Genomic DNA, 20,568 nt, shown 5'->3' on the forward strand with positions numbered 1-20,568 from the left:
TTATACACATTTAGTTCATATCATAATTGCTTTTATTATCAATGCTGTATATGACTTATCCACAGATTTTTTCTTTATTAATAATAATAATCATTATCATTATTATTTTTTCTTTTTTTTTTAAAAAAAGATTTAAAAACCATCTAAAAGATAAAAAAAATGTTTTTAAAATTATCTTTGAATTTAACATGTTTTATCTTGAATTAAATATTAATACTATATAGAATACTTTTCGAACACTGTGAGGATTAGTTAGATGTGTAATTTAAAAAAATTTGACGTGATTGTTATTGGAGGAGGGCATGCTGGTACTGAATCCGCTATGGCATCAGCACGTATGGGTTGTAAAACATTATTATTAACGCAAAAGATATCAAGTTTAGGTGTGTTATCTTGCAACCCTGCAATTGGAGGAATAGGTAAAAGTCATTTAGTGAAAGAAATTGATGCGCTCGGCGGTATAATGGCTCAAGCTATTGATTATGCAGGCATTCAATTTAGAATGTTAAATTCTAAAAAAGGCCCAGCTGTTAGATCTACTAGAGCTCAAGCAGATAGATTATTATATCGTATAGAAATATTAAATAGATTAAAAAAACAAAAAAATTTATGTATTTTAGAACAAGAAGTTCAAGATTTAATTATTGAAAAATACGAAATTATGGGTGTTATCACAAAAAATGATAACAATTTTTATGCAAGATCTGTAATCTTATCTACAGGAACTTTTTTAGGGGGTAAAATACATATCGGATTAAATAGTTATCCAGCTGGAAGGATGGGAGAAAACTCTTCTATTGATTTAGCTCTTCGTTTACGCTCTTTATCTTTAAGAGTTAATCGATTAAAAACTGGAACACCTCCTCGCATTGATAAAAAAACTATTAATTTTAAAAATTTATCGGTGCAGCACGGGGATATACCAGTACCAGTTTTTTCATTTATGGGAGATCCTTCAAATCATCCTGAACAAATTCCCTGTTATTTAACGCATACTAATGAAAAAACACATGAGATTATATTTAATAATCTCGATAAAAGTCCTATGTACACTGGTTTTTTAAAAGGTTTTGGACCTCGATATTGCCCTTCTATTGAAGATAAAATCATTCGTTTTAAAAACAAAATATCACATCAAATATTTTTAGAACCAGAAAGTTTATCCGACAATATTATATATCCTAATGGCATTTCAATGAGTTTACCTTTAGATGTGCAAAAAAATGTTATTCAATCTATTAAAGGTTTGGAAAATGCTAAAATTATTAATCCAGGATATGCTATTGAATATGATTTTTTTGATCCAAAAGATTTAAAATTGACGTTAGAAAGTAAATTAATTAAGGGTTTATTTTTTGCTGGTCAAATTAACGGAACAACGGGTTATGAAGAGGCTGCAGCTCAAGGATTATTGGCTGGTATTAATGCTGCACTTCGTGTATTAGATGCGGAATACTGGTTTCCTAGACGCGATCAAGCATATTTAGGGGTTCTAGTCGATGATTTATCTACACAGGGCACAAAAGAACCGTATCGCATGTTCACCTCCCGAGCTGAGTATCGATTAACTTTAAGAGAAGATAATGCGGATTTACGACTTACTGAAATCGGGCGTAATTTAGGTTTAATAAATGATTTAAGGTGGGCTCGTTATAATAAAAAATTATTGAACATGAATACTGAAATGAAACGTTTAAATGACTTTAAAATACATCCTCTATCTACACATGCAAATAATTTACATAGTTTTTTAAATATTCATTTATCTAAAGCAATTACTATTAAGGAATTATTAAAACGCCCAGAAATTACATATAAAAAATTAGAGTTAATGAAAATATTATTTTCTGAAAAAGTAGATTTAGAAATCAAAGAACAAATAGAAAATAAAATAAAATATGAAGGATATATCAAACGGCAATCAGATGAAATTGAACGTCATATCAATAATGAAAACACGTTTTTATCACCCTTATGTGATTATAATAAAATAAAAGGTTTATCCTGTGAAGTTATAGCAAAATTAAATGATGTTAAACCCATGTCAATTGGTCAGGCATCTCGTATATCAGGGGTTACACCAGCTGCTATATCAATTTTATTAATACATTTAAAAAAAGAATCTTATAAAAACATTTCATGTTAATATTACATGTTTTTGAATTATGATTTTGTCAATTTTTTAAAAAAAATAATTATTGCAAAATATTATTACAAAAAATGATATAATTTTATGGAGATTTTTTTATTATACATTTTTTGTTATATAATCTATAATTAAATTATGCAAAAGGTATAAAATTTATTATGGTTTTAAAAGAAACTTTTAATTTTCAGAAATATATTACGCATCATTTAAATCATTTGCAAATGGATTTGCGTACTTTTAAAATTGTTTCATCAAATCATTTTTCTTCACAATACTTTATTATAAATTTAGATTCAATAATATTTTCTCTTTTATTAGGATGTTTTTTTTTAAGTGTATTTTATCTAGTTTCTAAAAGTTTTACTACAGGCGTTCCTAATAAATTGCAAACTAGTGTTGAAATAATATTTCACTTTGTTCATAATAATGTAAAAAATATGTATCACGGAAATAGCCCTCTTATTGCACCTTTGGCATTAACAATATTTGTGTGGGTTTTTTTAATGAATTTAATGGATTTAGTTCCAATAGATTTTTTCCCGTTTATTTGTGAAAATATATTTTCTTTACCAGCCATGAAAATTGTACCATCTGCAGATGTGAATATCACACTTTCCATGTCATTAGGTGTTTTTATTCTTATTTTATTTTATAGTATTAAAATGAAAGGTATATTAGGTTTTTTGAAGGAATTAACATTACAACCATTTAATCATCCTGTTTTTTCTATTTTTAATTTTATGTTAGAATTTGTTTCATTATTATCAAAGCCAATTTCTTTAGGATTAAGACTTTTTGGAAATATGTATGCGGGAGAAATGATTTTTATTTTAATTGCAGGTTTGTTGCCGTGGTGGTTGCAATTTTTTTTACATGTGCCATGGGCTATTTTTCATATTTTCATTATTTCATTACAGGCTTTTATTTTTATGGTATTGACAATTGTATATTTATCTTTAGCATCTCAATCTCATAATGAAAAAACATAACTATAATTCTAATAAATCACTAGGAGAGTTTTTTAAATGGAGCATTTAAATGTTGATATGTTATATATAGCAGTAGCTATTATGATTGGATTAGCTGCTATTGGAGCTTCAATCGGCATTGGTATCCTTGGTAGTAAGTTTTTAGAAGGTGCTGCAAGACAACCAGATTTGATACCGATATTAAGAACGCAATTTTTTGTTATTATGGGATTAGTCGATGCTATTCCAATGATTGCTGTCGGTCTCGGTTTATATATGCTTTTTGCGATTTCTTAATTTTTTTAAGTAAAATCTTTACGTGTTTAGATAGCGTAAAGATTACTTTTTTATTAAAATATTAAAGGTGTTTTTGTGAATCTGAATGCTACAATTTTTGGACAAGTTATTTCATTTATTTTATTTGTTTGGTTTTGTATGAAATATATATGGCCACCTATTCTATTGTCTATAGAAACTCGACAAAGAGAAATTCATGAATCATTATTACGCGCACATGAAGCTCAAAAAGAATTACAATTAGTGCAAGAAACAATCAATCAAAAAATTAAAGAAACTAAAGATAAAGCGTCTAAAATTATTAATGAAGCAAATAAGCAAAAAGCATTAATTATAGAAGAAGCTCACAATAAAGCAACTGAAGAATCAAAAAAAATTTTTATTAAGATGCAAACTGAAATTGATATTAAAATGATTGATGCGCGTGAAATATTACAGGAAGAAACAGTAGAATTAGCAGTAGCAATAGCAGAAAAAATAATAAAAGAACATATTCCCAGAAATATTAATTTAGATTTAACAGATTCTTTAATCAATTCTTTGTCTAAGGTTAAAAATTTATGTTAGTGTCGCAAACAATTGCACGACCATATGCACGAGCAATTTTTGAACTGGCTATCGAAAATAATTCAATAGAAAAATGGAAATCAATGCTGATTTTAATGAATCAAATAGCTTCTCATGAAAAGATTAGATATTATTTATCTGGATCAGTTGCACCTCAATATTTAGTGTCCTTTTTTTTATTAATTGGTCAAAAAAAAATTGATCAATATGGAAGAAATTTTATACAATTGTTATCTAATAATAAACGTTTAAATATATTGCATGAGATATTAAAAAAATTTTTAATTTTAGAGTCTGTATATAAAAATATTGTTAATGTGGAATTAATTTCATCTCATCATTTAAAAAAATATCAAATAAATAATATTAATAATATATTAAAACAGTTTGTAACGGGTAGAATTAATTTTACATCTAAAATAGATACAAGTATAATTGGTGGTATTATTATAAAAATTAGAAATACTGTTTTTAATTTATCTATTAATAATCATTTAAAACAATTGTCTAATTTTTTAAAGTTTGAAGAGAATAATAATATATGCAATTAAATTCTACAGAAATAAGTCAATTAATTAAAGAAAGGATTTCTCAGTTTGAAGTGTTTAATCAATCTTACAATGAAGGTACTGTTATTTCTGTGATTGATGGTATTATTAGAATTAATGGTTTATCTGATGTCATGTCAGGAGAAATGATTCAATTACCAAATAATGAATATGCTCTCGCATTAAATATTGAAAGAGATATTGTCAGTGCAGTTGTCATGGGTCCTTATGCCCATATTACCGAAGGTACTCGTGTTCAATGCACTGGAAAAATTTTAGAAGTACCAGTCGGTGATAATATGTTGGGAAGAGTTGTCAATGCTTTGGGTGCACCTATTGATGGTAAAGGTGTTATTAAAAACGATGGTTATTTACCGGTTGAACGTGATGCGCCTGGTGTAATTGAACGTCAAACAATTAATCAACCTATTCAAACTGGTTATAAAGCAATTGACACCATGATTCCTATTGGGCGAGGGCAACGCGAATTAATTATTGGTGATCGTCAAACGGGTAAAACAGCTCTAGCAATTGATACTATTATTAATCAAAAAAACTTTGGTATTCCCTGTATTTATGTTGCGATTGGACAAAAATTGTCTACAATTATTAATGTTGTAAAAAAATTAGAAGAATATAATGCTTTATCAAACACTACTATTGTAGTTGCTTCATCTTCAGAAGCGGCGACTTTACAATATTTAGCACCTTATGCCGGTTGTTCTATGGGAGAATATTTTCGCGATCAAGGGAAAGATGCTTTAATTGTATATGATGATCTTTCAAAGCACGCTATAGCATATCGTCAAATTTCTTTATTATTACGAAGACCACCGGGAAGAGAGGCATTTCCAGGTGATATTTTTTATCTTCATTCTCGCTTATTAGAAAGATCTGCACGGATTACAATAGAGAGAATAAAACAAATAAATCATAAGATAAAAATATATAACACCGGATCACTTACAGCACTACCTATTATTGAAACACAATCAGGAGACGTATCCGCATTTGTGCCAACCAATGTTATTTCAATTACTGATGGACAAATATTTTTGGAATCTAATTTATTTAATGCTGGTATTCGTCCTGCGGTTAATCCGGGTATTTCTGTTTCTCGGGTAGGTAGTGCGGCTCAAAGTCAAATTATTAAAAAATTATCTTCTGGTATTCGTACAGCATTAGCTCAATATAGAGAATTGGCTGCATTTTCGCAATTTTCATCTGATTTAGATGATATTACTCAAAAACAGTTGACACATGGTCAAAAAATTACTGAATTATTAAAACAAAAACAATATTCACCTATGTCTATTGCTGAGCAAGGCCTTTTATTATTTATTTCTGAGAAACAATTTTTAGATGATATTGTTTTAGATCAGATTAGTATCTTTGAAAAAGATATATTAATCTATTTTAAAAAAAATTATTCTGATTTAATTAAAGAAATAAATAATTCTGGAGTGTTTAATCAAACAATAGAAAAAGATTTTATAATGTTAATTAATAATTTTAAAAAAATTTAAAATTCTATACAATATTTTGAAAATACACATAAAAAATTATTAAAGAGATAATAATGAGGGGAAAAAAAGAAATACGAAATAAAATAAAAAGCGTGATTAATACACAAAAAATTACTAAAGCTATGGAAATGGTTGCAGTTTCAAAAATGAGAAAAGCTGAACATAGAATGCGCTCAGGTCGTCCATATTCCGATATTATTCAAAATGTTATTAATCATGTTGTAGAAGGTAGTTTAGAATATAAACATAGTTACTTAGAAAAGAGAGTTACTAAACGTATTGGTATGATTATAATATCTACCGATCGAGGATTATGTGGTAGTTTAAATACTAATCTGTTTAAGAAAGTTCTTCTGAAAATACAATCTTGGAAACAGATTAATATTTCATGTGATTTCATATTATTTGGAGCAAAAAGTTTTTCTTTTTTTCAATCGTATAAAAAAAATATTCTTTCAAAGAAAAGTAATATAGGAGATTATCCTGTAATTATAGAATTAATTAATAATGTTGAAGTTATATTAAAAAAATATCAAAATAATGAAATTGATAAAATTTTTATTGCTTACAATAAGTTTCATAATAGATTATTACAATATCCAACAATTTATCAGTTACTTCCTTTAATTCAATCAAAGATCAAAAAACCTGTTATTCAAATAAAAAAATGGGATTATTTATATGAACCAGATTCAAAATTAATTTTAGATCTTTTATTTGAACGTTATATTGAATCACAAGTATATCAAAGTATTTTGGAGAACATTGCAAGTGAACAAGCCGCTCGTATGGTAGCTATGAAAACAGCAGCAGATAATAGTGATAACTTTATTAAAGAATTACAGTTAATTTATAATAAATTACGTCAAGCGAGTATTACTCAGGAACTTACTGAAATTGTTGCGGGAGCTTCAGCGGTATCAGTGAATTAGAAATTTTTCAGAGGTTGCAAATGGTTTTTGGAAAAATTATCCAAATTATTGGCCCTGTCGTGGATGTCGAATTTTCACAACATGAAGTGCCAAAAATATATAATGCTTTATCAGTAAAAAATAGACAATGTAATCTTATTTTAGAGGTTCAACAACAACTAGGATCAGGTATAGTCAGAACTATTGCCATGGGATCATCTGATGGTTTAAAACGGGGTTTAATTGTGACCGATCTCGGTCATTATATTCAAGTACCTGTTGGAGAATCTACATTAGGTCGTATTTTGAATGTATTAGGTGAAACAATAGATGGAAAAGGGGCATTAAAAAGCAAAAATAATAATCCTATTGAATACTGGGAAATTCATCGATCACCTCCAGCTTATAAAGAACAAGCGAGTTCTCAAGAAATATTGGAAACGGGTATTAAAGTTATTGATTTAATATGTCCTTTTGCAAAAGGTGGTAAAGTTGGTTTATTTGGAGGTGCTGGTGTCGGAAAAACAGTTAATATGATGGAATTAATTCGTAATATTGCTATTGAACATGCAGGATATTCTGTTTTTACTGGTGTTGGTGAACGAACACGTGAAGGTAATGATTTTTATCACGAAATGAAAGAATCTCATGTGTTAGATAAAGTATCATTGATATATGGTCAAATGAATGAACCTCCCGGTAATCGATTAAGAGCTGCTTTTACAGGTTTAACTATCGCTGAAAAATTCCGTGATGAAGGAAGAGATGTTTTATTATTTATTGATAATATTTATCGTTATACCTTAGCTGGTACAGAAGTTTCTGCATTATTAGGAAGAATGCCATCTGCCGTGGGATACCAACCAACTTTAGCTGAAGAAATGGGTCTTCTTCAAGAGCGTATTACATCAACAAGAAAAGGTTCTATTACTTCTGTACAAGCCGTATATGTACCAGCAGATGATTTAACTGATCCTTCACCTGCAACAACTTTTGCGCATTTAGATTCTACTATTACATTAAGTCGTCAAATTGCAGCATTAGGAATTTATCCTGCTATTGATCCTTTAAATTCCACAAGCCGGCAGTTAGATCCGGAAATTATCGGAGAAGAACATTATCAAACAGCACGAAGTGTACAGTCAATATTGCAAAGATATGAAGAACTAAAAGATATTATTGCAATATTAGGTATTGACGAATTATCTGAGGAAGATAAGTTATTAGTTACACGATCACGAAAAATACAAAGATTTTTATCGCAACCCTTTTTTGTCGCAGAAGTATTTACTGGCTCTCCCGGCAAATATGTATCTCTTAAAGATAGTATTCATGCTTTTCAGGGAATTATAGCAGGTGAATATGATGCATTGCCAGAACAAGCATTTTATATGGTGGGTTCTATTGAAGAAGTAATAAAAAAATCACAAAAATTGTAATTTAATAATAAATATATATTTGGATATGTTAATGGCTTTTTATTTAGATGTTGTAAGTATCGAGAAGCGCATATTTTCGGGTTTAGTAAAAACAATAAGAGTATCGGGTATTGAAGGCGAATTAGGTATTTATTCTGGGCATACTCAATTACTGAGTATTATTAAGCCTGGTATGATATATATTAAACATCTCGATCATAAAAAAGAATATATTTACATCTCCGGTGGAATACTTGAAGTTCAACCTTCTGTTGTTTCTATTTTAGCAGATCTTGCAATACATGCTATCGATTTAGATCGAGCTTCTATTTTAAAAGAAAAAACACAAGCTGAAGAATATATCAAAAGTGCACTTATAAAAGCACAAAGAGATAATATGTCCATTCAATTGTCTAAAGCAATAGCAAAATTACGAGTTCTAGAAATGGCGGAAAAGTTAAATGAATGTTAGTATATCAAATAATTTTGGCGGCTGGTTTGTCCTGCCGCAGGTATTGTGAAAATTTAAAAATAATTTTTAAAACAAGCTTTTTAATAATATATAAAATTATTAATTTTTATATATCAATATTTTCTGCTTGTAAAGCATTATTTTTAATAAATCGCCGTCTAGGTTCTACGGCATCACCCATAAGCGTACTAAATAAATGGCTTGCAGATTCTGCATCGTGAATAGTGACTTGTAACATATTTCTCGTTTCAGGATTCATAGTAGTGTTCCATAGTTGTTCCGGGTTCATTTCTCCCAATCCTTTATAGCGTTGTATAAATAATCCTCTTTTAGATTCTGATGTCAACCATGTTAGTGTCTTTTTTATATTTTTTATTAAATAATTTTTTTCTCCCTTTTCTATAGATATTTGATTTTTAGAAAAATAATAAAAATTTTTACCAATTGAAGTGATTAAAAGATATTCTTTACTTATAAAAAAATTATATTTTAAATCATATTCTTTATGATATGCATATGTAGATATTTTTATAGTCGGTTCAAAAACATTATGTATACTGTTTTTTTTAACAATTGCTTTATAAAAAATATTATTTTTTTTATGTTTATTTAAAATCCGTGCTAATTCATTAGTCCAATTTACAACTTGTTCTTGATTAGTGAATTGTTTTAATGGTGAATGATATATTAATGCATCTAATATAAACATGGGTAGAGAATTTTTATTTTGTTTGCAAATATATTGAAGATGATGATACTGTAATATTATTTTTTTAAATATTTGAGTATCTCGATCTTTTTTTACCACTCCTTCTTTTTTAAAAGTAATTCCATGCAAAGCCATTTTAATTTGATATTTTTGCATATCTTCATCATTCTTAATATATTTTTCTTGTTTTCCTTTTTTGATTTTATATAAAGGTGGTTGTGCAATATAAATATATCCCTTTTCAATTAATTCAGGGAGTTGACGATAAAAAAAGGTTAATAGCAATGTTCTAATATGCGCTCCATCTACATCTGCATCAGTCATAATAATGATACTATTATATCGTAATTTTTGTAAATTATATTCGTTTTTTCCAATGCCACATCCTAGTGCAGTAGTAAGCGAAATAATTTCTTGAGATAATAGCATTTTTTCGAATGTAGCTTTTTCTACGTTTAATATTTTTCCTTTTAAAGGAAGGATGGCTTGGTTTTTTCTATTTCGACCTTGTTTTGCTGATCCACCGGCAGAATCTCCTTCTACTAAATAAATTTCTGATAATTTCGGATCGTTTTCTTGGCAATCAGATAATTTTCCAGGTAAAGCACCGATATCTAACATATTCTTTTTTTTATTAATTTCTCGTGCACGTCTTGCTGCTTCTCTAGATTTAGCGGCATCAATAATTTTATGAATAATATTTTTTGCATCTAATGGATTTTCTAAAAGATATTCAATAAGATGCTCATTAATTAATGATTCTATGACGGGTTTGGCTTCTGAAGATACTAATTTATCTTTGGTTTGAGAAGAAAATTTTGGATCCGGTATTTTAATCGATATTATTGCCGATAATCCTTCGCGTGCATCTTCACCAATAATGGTAGTTTTGCTTTTTTTATTATATCCTTCTCGTTCTATATGTAGATTTAATGTTCTCGTCATTCCTGATCGAAAACCAGCTAAATGTGTACCTCCATCTTTTTGTGGTATATTATTAGTAAAACAATGTATGTTTTCTTGTATTGAATCGTTCCATTGCATAGCTACTTCTAATTCTATTGTGTCTTTTATACAATGAAAATAAAATATATTATTATGAATAGGTGTTTTTTTTTTATTTAAAAAATGAATAAAAGAGCGTAATCCGCCTTTGTTATAATAACAATTTTGTATATTAGAACGTTTATCTTTTAAATGGATAGTAATACTAGAATTAAGAAAAGATAATTCACGTAAGCGATTAGCTAAAATATCTAATTCAAATGTAGTATTATTTGTAAATGTTTTATAACTAGGCCAAAATCTTATATATGTACCTGTTATATTAGTTGTGCCTATTACAGATAGAGCTGATTTTGGTGTTCCATTTTTATATATTTGTTGATATTTTTTTTTGTTCTTATAAATTATTAACTCTAATTTTTCTGATAAAGCATTTACTACGGATATACCTACTCCATGCAAACCACCTGATATTTTATATGATGCATTATCAAATTTTCCACCAGCATGTAGTACTGTCATAATAACTTCTGCGGTAGAAATCCCTTCTTCCGGATGAATATCAGTTGGAATTCCTCGCCCATCATCTTGTATAGAAACAGAGTTATCAGCATGAATGATAACTGTAATTTCTTTACAATATCCAGCTAAAGCTTCATCGATGGAATTATCTACTACTTCAAAAACCATATGATGTAATCCACTACCATCATCAGTATCTCCAATATACATACCAGGTCTTTTACGTACAGCATCCAATCCGCGTAGAATTTTAATACTAGAAGAGTTGTAAAGATTTGACATATATAGTCCTTATATTATATAACGAATGACATGTAATTAGAATGATATTAATTATTTAAAATAAAATACAAAATAGTACTTGATCATGAATAAATTATTTAATTTTTTATAACTATATATAAAAGATATTTTTTGATGATTAATATTAACTTTTTAATAACATCACAATATATAGATTTGAATTATCATTTTCTTCTGTAATTTGTATGGAAGATTGAGATGGATTAATAAATAGTAAAATATTTTCACTTTTAATAACATTTAAGATATCTAATATATAATACACATTAATAGAGAACTCTATTTTAGTTTGAGAATAATTTATATTAAACACATCCTTTGCTGTCTCTTCTTCTTGATTATCCGATGTTATCTTACATTGATTATTACCGATATTAATATCAACACCACAAAATTTTTCATGTGATAAAATAGCTGTACGTGATAATGAGTTTTTTAGTGCAATAGTATTGATTATAACGGGATTATTCATGCTTTGAAATAATACACTATTATAATCTGGATATTTTCCTTCAAGTAATTGCGCTGTAAAGATTAAATTATTTATATTTATTTTAATGTTATTATTACCAATTATAATATGTATTAATTGTGGTGCAATATTCAATAATCGAGATAGTTCCACTATACCTTTTCTAGGAATAATAACTGAAAAATCTATTATATTTTTTTTAATTAAAGTGTGTGACAATGCTAATCGATATCCATCTGTTGCTACAATTTGTAGTAATGCACCTTTTTTTTCTAGCAAAACTCCATTAAGATAATAACGAATATCTTGTTTACCCATAGAAAATTCAGTTTTGTCAATCATATCTTTAAAAATATGAGAATTGATAAAAAATTCTGAAATACAATTAAATTGTTTTTTTTGAGGAAAATTATCAGGAGATAAAGTTGTTAAAATATAATGACTATTATCAGATTTAACATGTATTTTGCTCTTAATTAATTGTATATTAATGACCGAATTTTTTGGTATATGACGGCAAATATTCAATAGTTTACGACCAGATACAGTAATTTTTCCTGGTTGATATTCTGTATTTATTGTGATATTTGAAATTAATTCCAGTTCAAGATTACTAGCTGTTAATGATAGTGTCCCGTCTTCAATATTAAATAATATATTTTCAAGAATAGGTAGAGAAATATTTTTTGTCAATAACCGATATATTTTATGTAAATGTTCAATGAGTATTTTATTGTGAATATTAAATTTCATAAGGTTATATTGATAGTTTTTTAGTTAAGTTAAAAAAATCTTCTTTAATATTATTATTTTTTTCGAACAATTTTTTAATTTTTCGATAAGCATATAATACTGTGGTATGATCTCTGCCATTAAAAGCATGTCCAATCTCAGATAAACTATGATTAGTTAATTCTTTAGATAAAGCCATAGCCATTTGTCTTGGGCGAGCTACAGAACGCGATCTTTTTTTAGACAGTAAATCTGAAATTTTAATTTTGTAATATTCTGCTACTTTTTTTTGAATATTCTCGATACTAATCAGTTTTTCTTGTAATTCTAAAATATCTTGCAGTGCTTCATTTACTAAATCTATTGTAATATTACGATGAGTAAAATTAGCAGTAATAATAATCCTATTTAAAGCACCTTCTAATTCTCGCACATTCGATGTTAACTTTTTTGCAATAAAAAAAGCTATATCATAAGACAAGAAAATATTTTTTTCATCTGATTTTTTCATTAAAATAGCAACTCGAGTTTCAAGATCCGGTGGATTTATACATACTGTCAGACCCCATCCAAAACGTGATTTTAAACGATCTTCAATGCCATTAATTTCTTTAGGGTATTGATCTGATGTTAAAATAATTTGTTGATTTCCATCGAGAAGAGTATTAAATGTATGAAAAAATTCTTCTTGTGAACGCTTTTTATTAGCAAAAAATTGAATATCATCAATTAATAGAACATCAACAGAACGATAGTACAATTTAAATTTTTCAATATTATTATTTTGTAAAGCTTTAACCATGTCTTGAACGAAACCTTCAGAATGCATATAAATAATTTTAATATTGTATTTATATGTTAGAATGTTGTTTCCTATAGCATGAAGTAAATGTGTTTTTCCTAAACCTGTTTTACCATAAATAAATAATGGATTATATGAAGTACCAGGATTTTTGGCTACTTGACATGCTGCTGCTCGTGCAAGTTGATTGGACTTTCCTTCAATAAAATTATCAAAATTATTTTTTTTGTTAATATTCGAATGATAAGATGATTTTTGTAAAATTGGTATCTTATCTTCAATAGGTTTGATATCATCATTTGGATAAAAATAAGAAATTTTTTTCTTTTCTATAGAATTTTTATATATTTTAAATTTAATAGACAGAATATAAGAGCCATATAATCCTTGCAATATCGCTTGAAATTTAGATAAATATTTATCTTTGACCCATTCTAATACAAATTTATTTGGAGCGTATATTTCTAAAATGTTATCTTTTAGTTCGGCTTTCAGAGAACGTATCCACATGCTAAATTCTGTAGTAGGTAGCTCATCTTGTAACCGGTCAAGACATTGTTTCCAAAGAAAAAATGACACGGCAGACTCCAAGCGAACAAAAATAAATAAATAGCTGTAATTTAATAAATTATTATTTTTATATATTTTATATACATATGATATTTTTACATGAATCGTTATACACCTGAATACAGGTGAGTATAACGACAAGATGCAGTACATTTATATTTTATGCATTTATAAGAAGTGATTTTTTATTTTTTATTATGATTTAGAATCAATAATATTGATATCATACCAGAATAAAAATATGAAAAATATTTTTTTTGAACTAGTTAATCTTTTAAGAAATATAAATGAGTTTTTTATATATTCTAGTTTAAATACAGTTAATCAATCGCATCGTCAAGAATAATTATTCTTAAAATAATTAATCTTACAATTGCATATTTTAAAATATGATAGGTAAATATTACTATGAAAAGAACCTTTCAACCATCAATATTAAAACGTAATCGTTCTCATGGATTTAGAGCTCGTATGGCAACAAAAAATGGTCGTTATATTTTATCACGTAGACGTGCAAAATTAAGAGCACGTTTAACGGTTTCTAGTAAATAGCAGGGCTAAATATAGTGTTAAATTATTTTTTTAGTAAACAATTACGTTTATTAAATTCTACAGAATTTAAATATGTTTTTGAAAAACCTTTTAAAAAAAATACTTTTGCAATGTGTATTCTTGGACGAGATAATTTATTAGGATATCCTAGATTAGGAATTAGTATTACGCGTAAAAATATAAAATATGCTTATCAACGTAATTTAATTAAACGATTAATTCGTGAAACATTTCGGTTATTACAAAATAAATTAATTTCGATGGATTTTGTTGTCATAGCAAAAAAAAATATAATTTATTTAAATAATCAAAGTATACTTAACACATTAGGAAATTTATGGTCATATTATTATCGATAATATTATCTTTTTACCATTTTATAACGCGAATTTATAAATATAGTATGCGTTATTATTTTTTATTATTTTCTTTTTTTTGTCCTATTTTTTTTGCATATTTAATATTTTTTTTGTATAAAAATATTTTTTACGGAAATATTATATGTGTTTTAATGTTTGTTTATACTTATTATATTTTTTATGTAGATAAATTAAATTGCATATCAACAAAAATTCAAGAAAAAAGCGAATGTTAATTATGGCACGTCAACGCAATTTTTTTATTTTTGCTTTTTTATTTGTTTCTTTCTTGCTATGGCAAGCATGGCAGAATCAATTTGTTTTACATCATCGCAAAAATATACCAGAAAATCATATATTTCATAATATTCATAAAAATCAGCAAAAAGATTACATTTTTGTAAAAAATGATGTAATAAGTTTAAACATTAATTTATATGGAGGTGATATAGAAGAAGCTAGTTTATTAAAATATAAAGAAAATTTGCACTCTTTAAAACCTTTTAAACTATTAGAGACGAATTCTAATTTTATTTATCATGCGCAGAGTGGTTTATCTGGAAAAAATGGATTAGACGATGTAAATATCCATCATAGACCACATTATTCTGCTACTCAGAAATTTTTTTTATTAAAAAAAAATGATACAAAACTATCTATTCCTATTACCTATGTTAATCCACAAGGTATTATTTATGTAAAAAGATTTGTTCTTAAAGCAGGAGAGTACGATATTCAAGTTGAACATGACATATATAATTCTACTGATAAAAATTTAGAGTTAAAGATGTTTGGACAGCTAAAACAAACTATGCAATTGCCAAAAATTAAAGACACTAATGCTAATCATTTTGGACTGCAAACATTTCGTGGAGCTGCTTATTCAAGCATTGATGAAAAATATAAAAAATATAAATTCGATAATATCGTTAAACATGAGAATTTATATATTAAAACTCAAAACGGTTGGATTGCAATGTTACAACAATATTTTTCTACCGCGTGGATTCCTCACGGTGCAAGTCAAAATTCTTTCTATACTTCTTATTTAGATCATAGTGACGTTGCTATTGGTTATCAATCGTCTTCTATCCACGTTTTACCTCATTCTAAAAAAACGATATCGTCTACGTTGTGGATTGGTCCTGAAATTCAAAATAAAATGGCTGCGGTATCACCTTATTTAGATTTAACCATAGATTATGGTTGGCTTTGGTTTTTATCTCAACCTTTATTTAATTTATTAAGTTTTTTATATAAAATTATAGGGAATTGGGGTTTTTCTATTATTATAATTACTTTCATTGTAAGAGCATTAACATATCCTTTAACAAAAGCACAGTATTTATCTGTGTCAAAAATGCGCTTTTTACAACCAAAAATTAATTTATTAAAAGAAAGATTTGGTAACGATAAAAAACGTATGAGTCAAGAGATTATGTTATTATATAAAAAAGAAAATATTAACCCTTTCAGTGGTTTTTTGCCTGTATTTATTCAAATGCCTATCTTTCTTTCTCTTTATTATATGCTTATGAGTGCTGTAGAATTACGTCATGCTAATTTTATTTTTTGGATAAAAGATTTATCCAGTCAAGATCCATATTATATATTACCGATATTAATGGGTTTAACTATGTTTGTTATTCATAGGATGTCTTCTAACAATATTTCTGATCCTGTTCACAATAAGATTATGAATCTTATGCCTATTATATTTACTATTTTTTTCTTGTGGTTTCCTTCTGGTTTGGTTTTATACTATATGATTAGTAATATAGTAACTATTATACAACAAAGATTTATTTTTTCTAAATTAGATAAAAAAAATATTAAATAGTATCTTAGTATATTTTAAAAGAAGAAAATTTTATGAAAAACAATGATACTATAATTGCACCAGTCACTAGTCCCGGGAAAAGTGCTGTAGGTATATTAAGAATATCTGGCATGAAAGCATCTGAAGTAGCTATAAAGGTGTTAGGTCAGATACCCCCTTCTAGATTTGCGACTTATTTAGATTTTTTAGATCAGAATAAAACAATATTAGATAAAGGTATTGCTGTATGGTTTCCTGCTCCTCGTTCTTTTACTGGTGAAGATGTTTTAGAATTACAAGGACATGGTAGTCCAGTTATAATAGATTTATTGATGAAACGCATTTTACTTATAGATAATGTTAGATTGGCAAAACCAGGTGAGTTTTCTGAGCGTGCATTTTTAAATGGAAAAATTGATTTAGTTCAGGCAGAATCTATAGATGATTTAATTAATGCTGAAACAGAATCATCTATTCGTTCCTCTTTAAATTCTTTACAGGGTTTTTTTTCTATTCATATTCATGAATTAATAGAAATTTTAATTGATTTACGTACGAATATAGAGGCCAGTATAGATTTTGTAGAAGAAGATATTGATATAAATATCCAGGAGATAATATTATCAAAAATTCAGTTTTTAGATAAAAAATTTCAAAATATTCATAGATTAGCTATAGAGGGAAGTATTCTTAAAGAAGGAAAAAAAATTGTTATTGCTGGTTTACCTAATTCTGGTAAATCTAGTTTATTAAATGCTTTATCTGGTCGTAATAGGGCGATTGTTACTAATATTCCAGGAACTACACGTGATATTCTGTATGAACATGTTAATATTAATGGTGTTGTTTTACAAATAATTGATACTGCTGGTTTACGCGATTCAATAGATGAAGTTGAGAACCTTGGTATTATTCGGGCTTGGACAGCGATTAAAGAATCTGATCATATATTATTTGTTATTGATAATACTATAGATAAAATAAAACAAGAAAAAATATGTTATGATTTTATTAAACATTTACACGACAAGAAAAATATTACTTTTATTTTAAATAAAAATGATTTAGTTAAAGAGAAATATAACATTAAAAAAATAAAAGATTTCTTTTTTATTACTCTTTCGGCTTATACGGGTGAAGGTATAGATATATTACGTTGCCATTTAATTGAAATGGAAAAAAATAAGAGTCATGAAAGTATTTTTATTGCTCGTCGACGTCATCTTCAACAATTAAATCTTTCTTATTCTGAATTTAAAAAAGCTAAAAAAAATTGGATAGAAAATAAAAATATTGAATTTTTAGCGGAGTCTTTAAATATTATTAATCGATTGTTAGGTGAAATTACAGGTCAATTCACTTCTGATGATCTATTGAAAAAAATTTTTTCTGATTTTTGTATTGGGAAATAATATTGATAATATTTTATTGAATATGCCCGGAGGCGGAATTGAACCACCGACACGGGGATTTTCAGTCCCCTGCTCTACCGACTGAGCTATCCGGGCAATTTTTATATTAGATCATCAAAGACAAAACATTGTCAATATTTTTTTTATGCAATACAGCTGTATAATATATTTTTTATAAAAAATTTTTATATTATTTTTTTAAAATGGTATAAAAATAAATAAAAAATATTTTTGCCCTTGAAAGTTTTAATAATAATCCCTATATGTAAAAGTAAGAGATTAAAGTAATAAAAACATTTTAAATGATAAAACAAGATTATTCATAGGAGTGTTATTAGTATGAAAATTCGTCCATTGCATGATCGTGTACTTGTTAAGCGTCAAGAAGTTGAATTAAAATCTGCAGGTGGAATTGTATTAACAGGTTCTGCTGCGGGAAAATCTACTCGCGGCACTGTCACTGCGGTTGGGAACGGTCGTATATTAGACAATGGAGATGTAAAAGCATTAGATGTAAAAGTAGGAGATGTTGTTATTTTTAATGAAGGTTATGGTGCAAAAACAGAAAAAATTGATAATGAAGAGTTATTAATTTTAACTGAAAGTGACATTTTAGCAATTGTTGAATAGTACACTATATCTATATACTATATCTATTAAAAATATAAATATATTTAAGGAAATATCAAATGGCTGCTAAAGATGTAAAATTTGGTAATGAAGCACGTATTAAAATGCTTCGCGGAGTCAATGTATTGGCCGATGCAGTAAAAGTAACTTTAGGTCCTAAAGGTAGAAATGTTGTTTTAGATAAATCCTTTGGTGCACCAAGTATTACTAAAGACGGTGTTTCAGTAGCTCGTGAAATTGAATTAGAAGATAAATTCGAAAACATGGGTGCACAAATGGTAAAAGAAGTTGCATCAAAAGCAAATGATGCCGCAGGAGACGGAACTACAACTGCGACTTTATTAGCACAATCAATTGTTAATGAAGGCTTGAAAGCGGTAGCTGCCGGAATGAATCCTATGGATTTAAAACGAGGGATTGATAAAGCTGTCATCAGTGCTGTAGAAGAATTAAAAAATTTATCTGTTCCATGTTCTGATTCTAAAGCTATTACACAAGTAGGAACTATTTCTGCAAATGCTGATGAAAAAGTTGGTGCTTTAATTGCAGAAGCTATGGAAAAAGTAGGAAATGATGGAGTGATTACAGTAGAAGAAGGAACTGGTCTACAAGATGAGTTAGAAGTAGTAAAAGGCATGCAATTTGATAGAGGATACTTGTCTCCATATTTTATTAATAAATCAGATACAGGTATTGTAGAATTAGAAAACCCATATATTTTAATGGCTGATAAGAAAATTTCTAATATTCGTGAAATGTTACCGATATTAGAATCTGTTGCAAAATCAGGAAAACCATTATTAATTATTGCAGAAGATTTAGAGGGAGAAGCATTAGCTACTTTAGTCGTCAATTCTATGAGAGGAATTGTAAAAGTAGCAGCCGTTAAAGCTCCTGGTTTTGGTGATCGCCGTAAAGCTATGTTACAAGATATTTCTATTCTTACTGGTGGAACAGTGATATCTGAAGAATTAGCTATGGAATTAGAAAAATCTACTTTAGAAGATTTAGGTCAAGCTAAACGAGTAGTGATTAGTAAAGATACCACAACTATTATTGGTGGTATAGGTGATAAACGTACTATTCAAGCGCGCATTAATCAAATTCGTCAAGAAATTCAAGAAGCTTCTTCTGATTATGACAAAGAAAAATTAAATGAACGTCTAGCTAAATTAGCAGGTGGAGTAGCGGTTCTAAAAGTTGGTGCCGCAACAGAAGTAGAAATGAAAGAAAAAAAAGCTCGTGTTGAAGATGCGTTGCATGCAACTCGTGCTGCTGTAGAAGAAGGTGTAGTAGCTGGAGGGGGAGTGGCGTTAGTGAGAGTAGCTGGAAAATTATCTAATTTACGTGGTCAAAACGAAGATCAAAACGTAGGTATTCGTGTTGCTTTACGCGCTATGGAAGCTCCTTTGCGTCAAATCGTTTCTAATTCAGGTGAAGAACCTTCTGTTGTAACAAATAATGTTAAAGATGGAAAAGGTAACTACGGTTATAATGCAGCTACTGATGAGTACGGTGATATGATCGATTTTGGTATCTTAGATCCTACTAAAGTAACACGTTCTGCTTTACAATATGCAGGTTCAGTTGCTGGATTAATGATTACTACAGAATGTATGGTAACTGATTTACCTAAAGAAGATAAATCATCTGATTTAGGATCTTCTCCTGCAGGAGGAATGGGTGGTATGGGCGGAATGATGTAATTTATATTTGAAATTACGTTTTTACCATTTTCATTGTAATGTGCTTTTATAAAATTTACTTCCTCAGACTAGTTAGTCTGAGGAAATTTTTTCTATTCATTTTTTATTATATTTTTAAA

General features: G+C 27.9%; 18 protein-coding genes and 1 tRNA gene. 15 read left to right on the forward strand and 4 right to left on the reverse strand.

Annotated features, from left to right (window positions below; all coding sequences use genetic code 11):
* The first annotated feature begins 256 nt into the window (after positions 1-256).
* The 9 genes from mnmG to AB4W59_RS00045 all read left to right on the forward strand — a co-directional run bounded on the left by mnmG (position 257) and on the right by AB4W59_RS00045 (position 8,856).
* Positions 257-2,146, forward strand: coding sequence for a tRNA uridine-5-carboxymethylaminomethyl(34) synthesis enzyme MnmG (gene mnmG / locus AB4W59_RS00005; RefSeq protein ID WP_367673105.1), 1,890 nt, complete (start codon positions 257-259; stop codon positions 2,144-2,146).
* Between the two features lie 161 nt (positions 2,147-2,307).
* Complete coding sequence (atpB, locus tag AB4W59_RS00010; protein ID WP_367673106.1) at positions 2,308-3,138, forward strand: F0F1 ATP synthase subunit A; 831 nt, start codon at positions 2,308-2,310, stop codon at positions 3,136-3,138.
* Positions 3,139-3,174: 36 nt separating this feature from the next.
* Positions 3,175-3,414 (forward strand): F0F1 ATP synthase subunit C, encoded by a 240-nt coding sequence (gene atpE, locus AB4W59_RS00015; RefSeq protein WP_367673107.1) that lies wholly within the window; start codon positions 3,175-3,177, stop codon positions 3,412-3,414.
* 75 nt (positions 3,415-3,489) lie between these two features.
* The gene (locus tag AB4W59_RS00020) at positions 3,490-3,981 is read left to right on the forward strand and encodes a F0F1 ATP synthase subunit B (RefSeq protein ID WP_367673108.1); all 492 of its coding nucleotides are present in this window, start codon (positions 3,490-3,492) and stop codon (positions 3,979-3,981) included.
* Positions 3,975-4,532, forward strand: coding sequence for a F0F1 ATP synthase subunit delta (locus AB4W59_RS00025; protein ID WP_367673109.1), 558 nt, complete (start codon positions 3,975-3,977; stop codon positions 4,530-4,532). The genes AB4W59_RS00020 and AB4W59_RS00025 overlap by 7 nt, the downstream gene beginning before the upstream one ends.
* The gene (atpA, locus tag AB4W59_RS00030) at positions 4,523-6,055 is read left to right on the forward strand and encodes a F0F1 ATP synthase subunit alpha (protein WP_367673110.1); all 1,533 of its coding nucleotides are present in this window, start codon (positions 4,523-4,525) and stop codon (positions 6,053-6,055) included. Before AB4W59_RS00025 ends, atpA begins: the two co-directional genes overlap by 10 nt.
* A 53-nt stretch (positions 6,056-6,108) precedes the next feature.
* Positions 6,109-6,987 (forward strand): F0F1 ATP synthase subunit gamma, encoded by an 879-nt coding sequence (atpG, locus tag AB4W59_RS00035; protein WP_367673111.1) that lies wholly within the window; start codon positions 6,109-6,111, stop codon positions 6,985-6,987.
* Between the two features lie 20 nt (positions 6,988-7,007).
* Entirely contained in the window at positions 7,008-8,405 is a 1,398-nt protein-coding gene (gene atpD / locus AB4W59_RS00040) for a F0F1 ATP synthase subunit beta (RefSeq protein ID WP_367673112.1), read from the forward strand.
* A gap of 25 nt (positions 8,406-8,430) precedes the next feature.
* Positions 8,431-8,856, forward strand: a complete 426-nt coding sequence (locus AB4W59_RS00045; RefSeq protein WP_367673358.1) for a F0F1 ATP synthase subunit epsilon — start codon at positions 8,431-8,433, stop codon at positions 8,854-8,856.
* 106 nt (positions 8,857-8,962) lie between these two features.
* Here AB4W59_RS00045 and gyrB read toward each other — a convergent pair whose 3' ends face one another.
* From gyrB to dnaA, 3 genes are all read right to left on the reverse strand, one after another.
* On the reverse strand, positions 8,963-11,374 hold the full coding sequence (gene gyrB / locus AB4W59_RS00050; RefSeq protein ID WP_367673113.1) for a DNA topoisomerase (ATP-hydrolyzing) subunit B: 2,412 nt from the start codon (positions 11,372-11,374) through the stop codon (positions 8,963-8,965).
* Positions 11,375-11,519: 145 nt separating this feature from the next.
* Positions 11,520-12,620, reverse strand: coding sequence for a DNA polymerase III subunit beta (dnaN, locus tag AB4W59_RS00055; protein ID WP_367673114.1), 1,101 nt, complete (start codon positions 12,618-12,620; stop codon positions 11,520-11,522).
* 4 nt (positions 12,621-12,624) lie between these two features.
* Entirely contained in the window at positions 12,625-13,980 is a 1,356-nt protein-coding gene (gene dnaA, locus AB4W59_RS00060; protein ID WP_367673115.1) for a chromosomal replication initiator protein DnaA, read from the reverse strand.
* A 399-nt stretch (positions 13,981-14,379) separates the two neighbouring features.
* Here dnaA and rpmH point away from each other — a divergent pair, with 399 nt between their 5' ends.
* The 4 genes from rpmH (at position 14,380) to mnmE (ending at position 18,113) form a co-directional block, all read left to right on the forward strand.
* Entirely contained in the window at positions 14,380-14,523 is a 144-nt protein-coding gene (rpmH, locus tag AB4W59_RS00065; RefSeq protein WP_367673116.1) for a 50S ribosomal protein L34, read from the forward strand.
* Between the two features lie 14 nt (positions 14,524-14,537).
* Positions 14,538-14,882: a ribonuclease P protein component gene (rnpA, locus tag AB4W59_RS00070; RefSeq protein WP_367673117.1), complete on the forward strand. Its 345-nt coding sequence runs from the start codon at positions 14,538-14,540 to the stop codon at positions 14,880-14,882.
* 238 nt (positions 14,883-15,120) lie between these two features.
* On the forward strand, positions 15,121-16,722 hold the full coding sequence (yidC, locus tag AB4W59_RS00075) for a membrane protein insertase YidC (protein ID WP_367673118.1): 1,602 nt from the start codon (positions 15,121-15,123) through the stop codon (positions 16,720-16,722).
* A 32-nt stretch (positions 16,723-16,754) separates the two neighbouring features.
* Positions 16,755-18,113 (forward strand): tRNA uridine-5-carboxymethylaminomethyl(34) synthesis GTPase MnmE, encoded by a 1,359-nt coding sequence (mnmE, locus tag AB4W59_RS00080; protein ID WP_367673119.1) that lies wholly within the window; start codon positions 16,755-16,757, stop codon positions 18,111-18,113.
* A 23-nt stretch (positions 18,114-18,136) separates the two neighbouring features.
* Here mnmE and AB4W59_RS00085 read toward each other — a convergent pair.
* Positions 18,137-18,209, reverse strand: a tRNA-Phe gene (locus AB4W59_RS00085).
* Positions 18,210-18,452: 243 nt separating this feature from the next.
* Between AB4W59_RS00085 and AB4W59_RS00090 the strand changes: the two genes are divergently transcribed.
* Together AB4W59_RS00090 and groL are read left to right on the forward strand one after the other, a co-directional pair.
* On the forward strand, positions 18,453-18,743 hold the full coding sequence (locus tag AB4W59_RS00090) for a co-chaperone GroES (RefSeq protein WP_367673120.1): 291 nt from the start codon (positions 18,453-18,455) through the stop codon (positions 18,741-18,743).
* Positions 18,744-18,802: 59 nt separating this feature from the next.
* Positions 18,803-20,449, forward strand: coding sequence for a chaperonin GroEL (gene groL, locus AB4W59_RS00095; RefSeq protein ID WP_367673121.1), 1,647 nt, complete (start codon positions 18,803-18,805; stop codon positions 20,447-20,449).
* Positions 20,450-20,568: the final 119 nt, after the last annotated feature.

Origin of the sequence: Buchnera aphidicola (Cavariella theobaldi) (genome assembly GCF_964059165.1) — a bacterium.
Lineage (GTDB): Bacteria > Pseudomonadota > Gammaproteobacteria > Enterobacterales > Enterobacteriaceae > Buchnera > Buchnera aphidicola_BO.

Coding starts and splice junctions, on each gene's coding strand:
- mnmG (WP_367673105.1), top strand. CDS start 257: ATGTGTAATTTAAAAAAATTTGACGTGATTGTTATTGGAGGAGGGCAT.
- gyrB (WP_367673113.1), bottom strand. CDS start 11,374: ATGTCAAATCTTTACAACTCTTCTAGTATTAAAATTCTACGCGGATTG.
- AB4W59_RS00045 (WP_367673358.1), top strand. CDS start 8,431: ATGTTAATGGCTTTTTATTTAGATGTTGTAAGTATCGAGAAGCGCATA.
- groL (WP_367673121.1), top strand. CDS start 18,803: ATGGCTGCTAAAGATGTAAAATTTGGTAATGAAGCACGTATTAAAATG.
- atpB (WP_367673106.1), top strand. CDS start 2,308: ATGGTTTTAAAAGAAACTTTTAATTTTCAGAAATATATTACGCATCAT.
- atpD (WP_367673112.1), top strand. CDS start 7,008: ATGGTTTTTGGAAAAATTATCCAAATTATTGGCCCTGTCGTGGATGTC.
- AB4W59_RS00090 (WP_367673120.1), top strand. CDS start 18,453: ATGAAAATTCGTCCATTGCATGATCGTGTACTTGTTAAGCGTCAAGAA.
- atpG (WP_367673111.1), top strand. CDS start 6,109: ATGAGGGGAAAAAAAGAAATACGAAATAAAATAAAAAGCGTGATTAAT.
- atpE (WP_367673107.1), top strand. CDS start 3,175: ATGGAGCATTTAAATGTTGATATGTTATATATAGCAGTAGCTATTATG.
- yidC (WP_367673118.1), top strand. CDS start 15,121: ATGGCACGTCAACGCAATTTTTTTATTTTTGCTTTTTTATTTGTTTCT.
- dnaN (WP_367673114.1), bottom strand. CDS start 12,620: ATGAAATTTAATATTCACAATAAAATACTCATTGAACATTTACATAAA.
- AB4W59_RS00025 (WP_367673109.1), top strand. CDS start 3,975: ATGTTAGTGTCGCAAACAATTGCACGACCATATGCACGAGCAATTTTT.
- rpmH (WP_367673116.1), top strand. CDS start 14,380: ATGAAAAGAACCTTTCAACCATCAATATTAAAACGTAATCGTTCTCAT.
- atpA (WP_367673110.1), top strand. CDS start 4,523: ATGCAATTAAATTCTACAGAAATAAGTCAATTAATTAAAGAAAGGATT.
- mnmE (WP_367673119.1), top strand. CDS start 16,755: ATGAAAAACAATGATACTATAATTGCACCAGTCACTAGTCCCGGGAAA.